General features: G+C 31.6%; 13 protein-coding genes. 3 read left to right on the top strand and 10 right to left on the bottom strand.

Annotation, left to right across the window (positions count from 1 at the left end; translation table 11 throughout):
* Positions 1-2 precede the first annotated feature (2 nt).
* Positions 3-560, bottom strand: a complete 558-nt coding sequence (gene pth, locus C7N71_RS07065; protein WP_105988397.1) for an aminoacyl-tRNA hydrolase — start codon at positions 558-560, stop codon at positions 3-5.
* Positions 561-766: 206 nt separating this feature from the next.
* Here pth and C7N71_RS07060 point away from each other — a divergent pair, with 206 nt between their 5' ends.
* On the top strand, positions 767-1,717 hold the full coding sequence (locus C7N71_RS07060) for an L-lactate dehydrogenase (RefSeq protein WP_105988396.1): 951 nt from the start codon (positions 767-769) through the stop codon (positions 1,715-1,717).
* 135 nt (positions 1,718-1,852) lie between these two features.
* Positions 1,853-2,494, top strand: a complete 642-nt coding sequence (cbpA, locus tag C7N71_RS07055) for a cyclic di-AMP binding protein CbpA (RefSeq protein WP_105964031.1) — start codon at positions 1,853-1,855, stop codon at positions 2,492-2,494.
* 53 nt (positions 2,495-2,547) lie between these two features.
* Here cbpA and C7N71_RS07050 read toward each other — a convergent pair whose 3' ends face one another.
* The 6 genes from C7N71_RS07050 to C7N71_RS07025 form a co-directional block, all read right to left on the bottom strand.
* Positions 2,548-2,910 carry a type II toxin-antitoxin system PemK/MazF family toxin gene (locus C7N71_RS07050; protein ID WP_167387726.1) on the bottom strand — a complete coding sequence of 121 codons (363 nt, stop codon included), beginning with the start codon at positions 2,908-2,910 and terminating at the stop codon, positions 2,548-2,550.
* 3 nt (positions 2,911-2,913) lie between these two features.
* Entirely contained in the window at positions 2,914-3,180 is a 267-nt protein-coding gene (locus C7N71_RS07045; protein WP_105964033.1) for a hypothetical protein, read from the bottom strand.
* Positions 3,181-3,221: 41 nt separating this feature from the next.
* Entirely contained in the window at positions 3,222-4,334 is a 1,113-nt protein-coding gene (gene alr / locus C7N71_RS07040; protein ID WP_105988395.1) for an alanine racemase, read from the bottom strand.
* Between the two features lie 101 nt (positions 4,335-4,435).
* The gene (locus C7N71_RS07035) at positions 4,436-5,944 is read right to left on the bottom strand and encodes a DEAD/DEAH box helicase (RefSeq protein WP_105988394.1); all 1,509 of its coding nucleotides are present in this window, start codon (positions 5,942-5,944) and stop codon (positions 4,436-4,438) included.
* Positions 5,945-6,109: 165 nt separating this feature from the next.
* On the bottom strand, positions 6,110-7,483 hold the full coding sequence (locus C7N71_RS07030) for a UDP-N-acetylmuramoyl-tripeptide--D-alanyl-D-alanine ligase (RefSeq protein ID WP_105988393.1): 1,374 nt from the start codon (positions 7,481-7,483) through the stop codon (positions 6,110-6,112).
* A 75-nt stretch (positions 7,484-7,558) separates the two neighbouring features.
* The gene (locus C7N71_RS07025) at positions 7,559-8,347 is read right to left on the bottom strand and encodes a hypothetical protein (RefSeq protein ID WP_105988392.1); all 789 of its coding nucleotides are present in this window, start codon (positions 8,345-8,347) and stop codon (positions 7,559-7,561) included.
* 131 nt (positions 8,348-8,478) lie between these two features.
* Between C7N71_RS07025 and C7N71_RS07020 the strand changes: the two genes are divergently transcribed.
* Positions 8,479-8,940, top strand: coding sequence for a low molecular weight protein-tyrosine-phosphatase (locus tag C7N71_RS07020; protein ID WP_105988391.1), 462 nt, complete (start codon positions 8,479-8,481; stop codon positions 8,938-8,940).
* 35 nt (positions 8,941-8,975) lie between these two features.
* Here the strand turns inward: C7N71_RS07020 and C7N71_RS07015 are convergent, their stop codons facing one another.
* The 3 genes from C7N71_RS07015 to C7N71_RS07005 form a co-directional block, all read right to left on the bottom strand.
* A complete protein-coding gene (locus C7N71_RS07015; protein ID WP_105957348.1) occupies positions 8,976-9,221 on the bottom strand; it encodes a type B 50S ribosomal protein L31 in 246 nt (81 codons plus the stop codon).
* A 105-nt stretch (positions 9,222-9,326) separates the two neighbouring features.
* Entirely contained in the window at positions 9,327-10,601 is a 1,275-nt protein-coding gene (locus tag C7N71_RS07010; RefSeq protein WP_105988390.1) for a UDP-N-acetylglucosamine 1-carboxyvinyltransferase, read from the bottom strand.
* 164 nt (positions 10,602-10,765) lie between these two features.
* The gene (locus C7N71_RS07005; protein WP_105988389.1) at positions 10,766-12,382 is read right to left on the bottom strand and encodes a CTP synthase; all 1,617 of its coding nucleotides are present in this window, start codon (positions 12,380-12,382) and stop codon (positions 10,766-10,768) included.
* Positions 12,383-12,454: the final 72 nt, after the last annotated feature.

The following is a 12,454-nucleotide window of genomic DNA, read 5'->3' as shown; positions in this document are numbered from 1 at the left end:
TCTTAATTATATTTATTTTCTAAACGGCTAAATTCTTTACCAGCAACAAAATCTTCTAAGGCTGCAACTGAATTATCAACTGCTTTTTCAAAATCAGGTTTTTGTTCTGTAGTAAATTTACCTAGTACATAATCGATAACGCTTTCTTTTGTCGGATGACCAGTTCCTACTCTGACACGGTTAAATTTATCAGTTTGTAAATGAGCAATTAAACTTTTAATTCCATTATGGCCACCAGCTGAACCATGATTTCTTAATCTAATTTTTCCAACCGGTAAATCCATATCATCATAAACTACTACTAGGTCTTCTAAAGATAGTTTAAAATATTTCATTAATGGGCCTACTGCACGACCAGATTCATTCATAAATGTTAAAGGTTCAACTAACATAACCTTTTCACCATCAATTACTCCTGATCCAAATTTAGCTTCCATTTTTCTAGTAGATAAATCAATATCGTGTTTTTCAGCAAATTCATCCACTACTGAAAATCCTGTATTATGTCTAGTTCCATCATATTGTGGACCAATATTTCCTAATCCAACAATCATCTTCATATTTAAGCGCTCCTTATTTTAACTAATTATTATAAATTATATCATAATTAAGGTTTTTTTCTGGAATTCAACGATGCAATATAAGATTAATATATATAGAAAATCTTAAGAAAATACGATTTTTTGAGGGTATATCCTTACGAAATCAAATTTTAATGATATAATTTTCATGTAACTTTAAATATGTTTTTGAAGGGATGATTATTGTGGCTTTGAAACATCAAAAAGTCGTTTTAGTTGGTGACGGTGCCGTAGGTTCATCATATGCATTTGCTATGATGCAACAAGGAATCGGCGAAGAATTCGTCATCGTTGATATTATTAGAGATCGTATTGAAGGAGACGCACTTGATTTAGAAGATGCTCAAGTATTTACTGCTCCTAAGAACATTTACGCTGGTGATTACAGTGACTGTGCAGATGCTGACTTAGTTGTTATCACTGCTGGTGCACCACAAAAGCCAGGTGAAACTCGCCTTGACCTAGTTGGTAAGAACTTAAAGATTTTATCTTCAATCGTACCAGAAGTTGTTAAATCTGGTTTTGATGGTATTTTTGTAGTTGCTGCTAACCCAGTTGACGTTTTAACATACGGTGTTCAAAAACTTTCAGGTTGGTCAAAGGAAAAAGTTGTTGGTTCTGGTACTTCACTAGATACAACTCGTTTCCAAGTAGCTGTTGCTAAGAAGATTGGTGTTAACCCTGCTGATGTTAATGCATACATTATGGGTGAACATGGTGATTCAGAATTTGCTGCTATCGACGAAGCAACTGTTGGTTCACGTCCATTATTAGACGTAGCTAAAGATGCTGGAGTAAGCAAAGATGACTTACTAAAACTTGAAGATGAAACTAGAAATAAAGCTTACACTATCATTAACAAGAAAGGTGCTACCTTCTATGGTGTTGCTACCGCATTGATGAGAATTTCACGTGCTATTTTACGTGATGAAAACTCAGTATTACCTATTGGTGCTCCAATGAATGGTGAATATGGTTTAAACGATATTTACATTGGTACTCCTGCTGTTGTTAATGCTTCAGGTGTAAAACAAGTTATTGAAGTTCCTCTAAGTGATGAAGAAAAAGCTAAGATGGATTCTTCTGCTAAGACTTTAAAGGAAACTGCTGAAAAAGGTATGGAATCTTTAAAGTAATATAATTTAATAAAAAAAGCCACGTTGAATTTCTCAACGTGGCTTTTTTTATTTGCTAAATAATTAATAAATGTTAATTATTTATGCTAAAATGAGATTATTAGACTTTTTCTAATATTTAAAGGAGTGACATATATGTTATTAAAATCTTTAGTAAAACCAAAGAGTAGATTAGTTACTGTAACAGAGAATGTATCTTTAAAAGATGCATTAAATGTTTTAGAGGAATCGGGATTTAGATGTGTGCCTATTTTAGATGAAACAGGTACTATCTTTAGAGGAAACATTTATAAAATGCATATTTATCGTCATAAGTCACGTGGCGGTGATATGAACTTGCCTGTAACAACTTTATTAAAAAATGCTACAAAGTTTATTAGTGTTGACTCAGCATTTTTCCATGTATTCTTCTCAATTAAAGATTTACCTTACATTGCTGTTTTAAGCAAAGAAAATAAATTTTATGGTATCTTAACCCATACTAGATTGTTAGATATGCTATCACAATCATGGAATGTTAATATTGGTAGTTATGTAATAACTGTCTTAGCTCCTGGTAATCGCGGTGATTTAGAAGCAATCTCTAAAATTATAACAAAGTATACATCTATCGCTAGTGTTATAAGTTTAGACGCGCAGGAAGGTGAACTTGTACATAGAATCATGTTTACATTACCTGCAAATGTTGATAAAGATTTATTAAATCGAATTACTTCTGCTCTTGACCGTAAAGCATTTAGGGTTGCAGAAATTGAGGATTTAAATGATGAAAGATAATAAAAAGATGCGATTTGTAAAATCGCATCTTTTTATTATCTTATGTATTAAAATTACTGAACCCCAACACTTAACTTCAAAGCTTTATCGATACGTTGCATAAATTTATCACTTAAATGATCAACTCGATCATTTAAGCGTTGTTTATCGATTGTTCTAACTTGTTCCAATAAAACAACAGAATTTTTTTCAATTTTTGTTCTATCAGCACTAATACCTACATGGGTAGGCATTTTAGGCTTTGAAATTTTAGCAGTAATTGCAGCCACAATAACAGTAGGACTGTAATGATTACCAATATTGTTTTGAATAATCAATACTGGTCTCATCCCACCTTGTTCTGAACCAATTACTGGTGATAGGTCAGCATAAAAAATATCGCCACGTTTAATTTCAACGTTTGACAATCTTAACATCCCCTATCTAAATCTCATTCTAATCAATTTATTTTCTGCATCTGCTTCACAAGGTGCAAATTCACGAGATATTTCTTGATTAAGATTACCCATTTCAGTATATCCATTAATCATAGAATTAATTAATAAATAGTCATCAAGCATTGGACTAACTTTAACACTTCTTTGGTTATCTAATTTTGCTGAAATACCATTAGCGATTTCATTTAACTCATATTGAGCTGATGAATCTCTGTTAATGTTAAAATAAGTTCCATTATTCAATACCATATATAAATTACTCCTATTTTTCTAAATTATATTTATATTAGTTATATATAAACTCGTTTCAGACGATTAGTAAATAAACAAGCAACCTCATAATGAATTGTATCACAATAATTAGCAATATCCTGTAAAGTTATCTCTTTATCACCATTTTTACCAACAATTGTAACCTTTGTCCCAACAGGTAATTCTTCAGGTAATTTTATCATTAGTTGATCCATACATACGCGTCCCACAATTGGACACTCATATCCATTTACTAATAATGAAAATCCCTGCATTTTCCTAGTAATACCATCAGCATAGCCAATTGGTACTGTTCCAATCCATTGTTGTTCCTTCGTTGTGTAAGTAGCACCATAACCAATAGAATGATTAGGACTTACCAACTTACAATGAACAATCTCACTAGTTAAAGATAAAGCCGGATATAATTTAAATGGAGGTTTTACATATCCTCCCGAAGGATTTAAACCATAACCTGCAATACCATATCTTACCATATTACCATTACATTGACTATGCCACAAGCTGGTAGCAGTATTTGATACGTGTACATATTTAGGTCTAGGATTAACAACTTTCATAAAGTCATTAAATCTACTTACCTGTAAATCAAAATATGTCTTGTCATGCTCATCAGCTGTAGCAAAATGAGTAAAGATACCTTCAAAATCAAAACTATTGTTTTTTTTCAAATAATCAATAGCAGCTTTTAATTCTGTAGCACTCTGAAAACCAATTCTTCCCATTCCGGTGTCTAATCCCAAATGAACATGTAATAATAAATTCGTGTTTTTTAATATTTCATTCGCACGTTTTAACCAGTCCAAAGAAGCAACAGTTACTGAAATATTTTTTTTGGCAATTAATGAGACGTCTTCAATTCGACTAATCCCTAAAATTAATATGGGCTGCTTAAAACCAGCATCTCGCAATTCAATACCTTCATCTAACATTGCAACACAAAAGCCATCAGCACCAGCTTTAACAGCTGTTTTAGCAACTTGAATTGCCCCATGTCCATATCCATTAGCTTTAACTACCATAAACAAAGCAGCATTATTTTGTAAACGTTGTTTTTCAGCATTAATATTTTTATATATGGCACTTCTATCAATAATTAATTCAGCATTACGATGCTTTGCTACCACCATAATTTTTATCCTCCAATTAACACTAGTTATAATTTAATTGTATATCTATGATAACAAAAAAGCCATCGACTTATATTATAAACCGACAGCTTTTATTAAAATTAATCTTTGTTTTTAATTGTAAAAGACTTATTTGAACGACGCTTTGAAGAATGATTATCATTGTGATGATTACCACCATTACGGCGCTTACCACCATGATTAAATCCACCACCATTACGATGATTATTATTTCTTCTAAAGTTACCACGACGACCGCCACCATGGTATCCACCACCACGATGATGCTTGTTACGACTTGGCAATGGTCTTTCAGATGAAATATGGACTTTAACTTGGTTTCTAGTCATCTTACTTAATAGAACTGAAACTAAATCTTTTGCATCATAATCTTCTAATAATTGATCAGCAGTATCAGCAAATTTTTCAACTTTAGTTTTCTTAATTAATGAACCGATTTGTTTAGTAGCAGCCTTTAATTGTCCCTTCAATGCTTCATCAGCTGAAGGTGGCTTCAATGGTAACATTCTAACTTTAGTTAGCTTTTCAATATCTCTTAAGTAACTGGTTTCATTAGGTTCAACAAAAGTCATTGAAATACCATGATTACCGGCACGACCAGTACGACCAATTCTATGAACGTAACTTTCTGAATCTTGAGGGATATCATAGTTATAAACGTGAGTAACTCCTGAAACATCAATTCCACGAGCTGCAACATCAGTAGCAACTAAAACATCAATCTTATCGTTTTTAAATTCACGCATAATTTGTGAACGACGATTTTGAGTTAAATCACCGTGTAATCCAGCAGCACGATAACCTCTCAATAGTAGTCCCTTTGATACTTCATCAACACGACGCTTAGTACGACAAAATACAATTGTTACCTTTGGTGCTTGAATATCAAAGAATCTAGTCATTACATCAAACTTTTCAAATTGCTTTACACGAATATAATATTGATCGATTAAATCAGTAGTTAATTCTTTAGCTTTAATTTTAACTTGCTTAGGATCCTTCATGAACTGAATCCCAACACGTTTGATAGATGGTGGCATTGTAGCTGAGAATAATAATGTTTGTCTGTCTTCAGGAACTTGTTTAATAATATTTTCAATATCTTCCAAGAATCCCATGTCTAACATGTCATCAGCTTCATCTAGAACTAATGTTTTAACATTAGCCAATTTTAAAGTACGACGATTAATATGATCTAATAAACGACCTGGAGTCCCAACCACAACTTGTGGATGACGCTTCAAATCCTTAATTTGTCTTCTAATATCTGAACCACCATATACGGCAGTAGTATTTACACCCTTATTTTTACCAAAACGACTAATTTCGCTTTGGGTTTGAATAGCTAATTCACGGGTTGGTGAAATAACTAAGGCTTGAACATTAGGATTTTCTAAATCGATATGTTCGATAATTGGTAAAGCAAAGGCAGCTGTTTTACCAGTACCTGTTTGAGCTTGTCCCAAAACATCTTCACCTTTTAATGTTAAAGGAATAGTTTCAGCTTGGATTGGGGTGGCTTCCTTAAAACCTTTTTCCTCAATTGCTTTTAATAAGTCTTCTGAAAGACCTAACTCTCTAAACTTCAAATATGTTTCCTCCTAAACGAAACATTTTATACAATACCATCACTAACTTGAGAAAAATCCGTTCCCACCATTACGTTAATGATTTGATTATAAAAATTCCGATAATCTAAAAAATGTAACTAGCCTATATTAAACCTTTTATCAACAATTAGCAAATAAATTAACTTAAACTTCAGTTAATTTATTTAGTATTTTTTCCAAATGAATTCCATGACTAGCTTTTAATAATACATCATCATCTTCATAAATTTCTGAATTCAATTGATCAAATAGTCGATCTAAATCACCTGTTTTAAAATAATGTAATGATTGTGGCTCATATTTATTAGATAATTTATCTGCTAAATATTTCATTTCATCACCAATCAAATAAACACTTTTAATAATTGATGGATCTAATGAATCAGCCAATGACTCATGTAGTTCTTTTGATTTATCACCGAGTTCCAACATATCACCTAATACGGCAATTCGAATACCTTTAGTATCACTATTAGCGAATGCTTTTAAAACTAATTTAGCAGCTGTTGGATTAGAATTATAAACATCAGACAAAATCTTTTCATGTTTGTTACCTTCTATCCATTCAGTACGATTATTAGTTGCAGAAAAGTCCTTTAATGCTTGAATCATATAATTTTCATGAATACGGTATAAATTCCCCACTGATAAAGCAGCTAAAGCATTACTAACGTTATATGAACCAATCATTGGAATGGTAAATTTAGCATCCCAATTACTAGCAGTGAAACTAGTTTGATCTTCTTCACTATCAATATTGGTTGAATACAAATCATTGTCTTCATTTTTACCAAAGGTTAACATTCTAAATGGTAAATTTTTAGCTCTTTGTCTTAGCAATGGCTCATCTCCATTGTAAATAAAGACACCATCTTCTTTTAAGCCATGAGTAATTTCCATTTTAGCATCAGCTATCTTGTCACGAGTACCAAAGAACTCAATATGTGCTTCCCCAATCATTGTAATAATTGCTATATCTGGCTCTACTAAGTGGCTCAATAAGTCTAATTGGCCAGGACGATCCATCCCCATCTCAATTACTAACATTTCTGTATTAGGTTCCATGGACAAAATAGTAATGGGTACACCAATTTCATTATTAAAATTATCATGCGTTTTAGTAACATTAAATTGGGTAGATAGAATAGATGCAATCATATCCTTAGTAGTAGTTTTTCCATTACTACCGGTAACTGCAACTACTCTAGGATTAATTTTGGCCAGGTAATATTGACTTAAAAATTGAAGTGCACTTAATGTATTATCTACCTTTATTATCGGAAAATCAGACGGTGCATTATCATGATCTGATTGCCATAGAGCAGCCTTTGCCCCATGCTTTATTGCATCTGCAATATAATCATGGCCATCATTTTGACTAACTAATGGGACAAATAACGAACCTGGTTCTAATTTTCGACTATCAAAAGAAACATTAGTAACATTAACATCATCATAATCACTAATATCATTTTGTGCGGAAACTGCTCTTGCGATTTCTGCAAGCGACATTTTCATAAATTTTAATCTCCTATACATTTCTTTTTACAAAAATAATTATTATCATAGTATAACATGAAATATTAAATTATTTTAATTCAAAAATTCATCCATTTCTTTAGGAAGTAATTTACTCTTAATATCAATATCCCACTTTGATTTAATAATATCATATTTTAAATAACCAATATTAATTGTATTTCTATATAAATCGTTTTGCGTATGCCAAACATAATGATTTTGTGGTTTATTTTCCAATAATAAAGGAATTCGGTATAATCGATGTCTACCAAGAATTGAATCAAAATTAATAACTAAGCCTTCACTACTCAATTTAATTAATAATTTTAATACATCTAAAGGAACCGGCTTTAATGATAATGGTCGCTGAAACATTCTTCTGCTACTATGTAAATCCCTTAGATGACGCTTAATACTTATTTCAAGGATATGATTAAAATCAGAAAAATTACGATAATAAGTTATTAACAAATTGTTTTTATAAGCAAGATAAACATATTTATTTTGCAGTTTAGAAGAAAATGGACTGTTCATTGGTAATCCCATATGACCAAAATATAATAAACTTGCTATCTCTGTGTTTAACAATAAATTCAAATCATAATTACGTTCAAAATCCATAAACTTCTTATTAACAATTTGCTTATTTAATAAAAATTTTTGAATAGAATCTTTTCCATTAATCACACTAAACTTAGTATGTGCATTAACATTATTAGCATTAATACGATCATCATTAAGTAAAATGATGTTTTGAGGCAATTTATCTAATCCGTTAACAAAGTCGTCTGAACTAATACCATGAGTACTAACCATGTTACGTAACAAATTAGCATTAATATAAATAAAATTATCACGCATTTAAAAATCACTCTTTCAATTATTCCACCCTTAATTGTACAACTATTTATAAATATTTAATAACTATATAATTTAATATTCTATGAAATCCTGTTAAAATTTATATGAATATAAAATTGGAGGTCATCAGTTTGAAAAAAGTCTTATTCGTATGTCATGGAAATGTATGTCGTTCTGCGATGGCTGAAGCTATTTTAAAAGATCAAATAAAAAAAGATAATCTATCAAACAAAATTGAAGTAAATTCTGCCGCAACTAGCTCTGAGGAAATTGGTAATCCTCCGCATCCTAATGTTAGAACTATTTTAGATAAACACCATCTAGATTATTCCGGTATGTATGCAACTCAAATTGAGGCAAAAGATTTTGATAAATATGATTACATAATTGGTATGGATAAAGAAAATATGGATAATCTAATGCATTGGTCACCAAAAGATGATTTACAAAAAATTCATTTATATTTGAATGTTGATGACCAAAAAAGTGATCGTGAAATTCCAGATCCATGGTTTACTGGTAAATTTGAACAAACATTTGAAGTTATTAATAAAATAATGCCCAAATGGATTAATTATATTTTAAAAAATTAATAAAAAAGCAAGTCCAATTGGACTTGCTTTTTTATTTACTTGAAACCGTATTTCTTGTTGAAACGATCCACAGCACCATCGGCTTGAGTGAATTTTTCACGGCCAGTGTAGAATGGATGAGAATCTGAAGAAATTTCAAGACGTACTAATGGGTATTCATTACCATCGTCCATCTTGATAGTTTCGCTTGAGTTCATAGTTGAACCAGCAACGAATTTAGCACCAGTACTAGTATCTTGGAATACTACTTCGTGGTATTCTGGATGAATTCCTTGTTTCATTATATATCGCTCCTTTGCCCTGTATCATATGTTGATTCAGAGATTATCGATTAGTCGACTTCATTATACTAACACTAAAAAATAATTTCATCAATAGTAAACAAATTATTTTTCATCATTTATAATTTCAACTTCGGCATTTAATTGGGTTAATTTATCAACAATATTATCATAACCACGTAAAATATTATCCGCGTTATTTATAACTGTAGTCCCATTAGCCATTAATCCAGCAATCATTTCTGATGCTCCCGCTCTAATTTCGCCTGCCGAAATAGTAGTTCCATCTAAATCATCAGTATGACTAACAATAATACTACCATTTCCATCATTATAACGAATTTTAGCGCCCATTTTATTCAACTCACTAATATGCTTAGTTCGTTTAGGATAAATGGTATCAATAATTGTACTATCACCATTAGCTTTTAATAACAATGGAGTGATTGGTTGTTGTAAATCAGTAGCAAATCCTGGATAAGGCATTGTTTTAATTTCAATGCTATTAAGTTTATGACTTTTAGGAACATAAATACTGTCTTCATTAATTTTTAAATCAATACCCATTTCCAATAATTTAGCAATAAATGATTCCAAATGTTCTGGAATTACATTATGAATATTAACACCATCACCATAAGCTGATGCCATTGCTAAGTAAGTACCTGCTTCAATGCGATCAGGAATAATAATATGGGTGTTTTGCGCAACAAGCTTTGCAACACCCTCGATTCTGATTACATCAGTACCAGCACCTCTAATTTTAGCTCCCATATTATTTAAAAAGGTTACAATATCAATAATTTCAGGCTCTTTAGCTGCATTTCTAATTACAGTGTGTCCATTGGCTTTAACAGCTGCTAAAATCGCATTAATTGTAGCCCCTACAGATACAACATCTAAAAAGATAGATGCTCCATGTAAACCTTTTTCATCGGTTGTAATTATAACCTTATCTTTATCATTAACAACTTTAGCTCCCATTGCTTTGAAAGCCTTAATATGTTGATCAATTGGTCTAGGACCAATATTATCTCCACCTGGAAAGGTAACTTTGGCTCTACCAAAACGACCTAATAATGCTCCCATGAAATAATATGATGCTCTTAGACTTTTAATTGCCTTACTAGGTAAAGCATTTTCTATTATATTGGTTGGATCAACGTTTAAAATGCCATCGGCAAAATCTGATTTAACATTCATAGATTCCAAAATAACCATTAGATTATGTACATCTAATATGTTAGGAACCATATCGAATTGAACCGGTGTATCTGCTAAAATAGCAGCAGGAATTAAAGCTACCGTACTATTTTTAGCACCACCAATAGTTACATCACCAGATAGTCGATGTCCACCTCTTATTATCATTTTATTCATTATTTAAATTCCTCACTTACGTTTCACTTAATTTAGTGAACAATACATTAACAATCATAAATAATAACATTGAAAAAAACAATACTTTATAGCAAATTATACGTATATTTAATTAAAAGTTAATAAAAAAGGGACTAAATAATTATTTAGTCCCTTTTTATTATCTATTTATTTTTAATATCGTGTTCTTCACCAGCAGCTTTAACAAATGCTTTAAATAAACCTTCTGGTTTAGTTGGTCTAGATAAGAATTCTGGATGATATTGAGCAGCGATAAAGAATTTATTTTCTGGAATTTCAATAACTTCAACTAAATGATTATCAGGTGAAGTCCCAGAAATAACTAAGCCGTTATCTTCCATTTCTTTTCTGTATGCATTGTTATATTCATAACGGTGACGGTGACGTTCTGAAATTTCTTTTTTATTATCATAAGCAGCAGCTGTTTTAGTTCCAGGAATTAGTTTACATGGATAAGCACCTAAACGTTGAGTCCCACCCATACCATCAATGTCACTTTGGTCTGCCATCAAGTCAATAATCTTATGTGGTGTATCTTGATCAATTTCAGTGGTATTAGCATCCTTATAACCTAGGACATCACGAGCAAATTCAATACTTGCAATTTGCATACCTAAACAAATACCAAAGTAAGGAACATCATTTTCTCTAGCATATTTAACAGCGGTAATCATACCTTCAATTCCACGATCACCAAAACCGCCAGGAACTAAGATACCATCAGCATCACTTAATAAATCTTTTACATTATCTTCATTAACTTTTTCTGAATTTAACATTTTTAGATTCACTTTAGCGTCTAATGGGTATCCAGCATGCTTTAATGATTCAGTAATTGAAATATAAGCATCCTTCAACTTAACATACTTACCAACCAAAGTAATGTTAATTTCTTTACTTAAGTTTTGTACTTTATTTTCAAGTTGTTTCCATACAGTCATATCAGCAGCTGGTGCTTTTACACCAAAATGATCTAACACTTGTTGATCCATTTTTTGATCTTGTAACATTAATGGAATAGTGTACAAGGTTGGTGCATCTTTAGATTCAACAACTGCTTCTGGCTTAACGTCACAGAATAGAGCAATCTTTCTCTTCATATCATCAGTAACATCTTGTTCAGTTCTAACAACTAATAAATTTGGTTGAATACCTAGTCCACGTAATTCCTTAACACTGTGTTGGGTTGGCTTAGTTTTCATTTCACCAGCAGCACGTAAGTAAGGAATTAAAGTAGTATGAATGTAGAATACATTGTCATCACCTACTTCAGCCTTCATTTGACGAATGGCTTCTAAGAATGGAAGCGATTCAATATCACCAACAGTCCCACCAATTTCAGTGATTACAATATCAGCATCAGAAACCTTAGCAGCACGCATAATTTTTTCTTTAATCATTCCGGTAATATGAGGAATAACTTGAACAGTAGCTCCTAAGTAATCTCCACGACGTTCTTTACGTAAAACTTCTGAATAAATTTTACCAGTAGTTACGTTTGAGTACTTATTCAAATCATTATCAATAAAACGTTCATAATGTCCAAGATCAAGGTCAGTTTCTGTACCATCGTTGGTAACAAAAACTTCCCCATGTTGGTAAGGACTCATTGTACCCGGGTCGACATTAATGTATGGATCAAATTTTTGAATTGTAACATTTAATCCACGATTCTTTAATAAACGGCCTAGTGATGCAGAAACAATTCCTTTTCCTAGTGAAGAAACAACCCCACCAGTAACAAAAACATATTTAGTCATGTGTATATAACTCCTCATAAAATCTATTAGGGTAAAAACGTAAAAACTCCCTATTCACGAGAATAGGGAGTT

Origin of the sequence: Apilactobacillus timberlakei (assembly GCF_002993965.1) — a bacterium.
Lineage (GTDB): Bacteria > Bacillota > Bacilli > Lactobacillales > Lactobacillaceae > Apilactobacillus > Apilactobacillus timberlakei.
The sequence above is the reverse complement of the archived record's forward strand: the minus strand, read 5'-3'. Positions and strand labels throughout refer to the sequence as shown.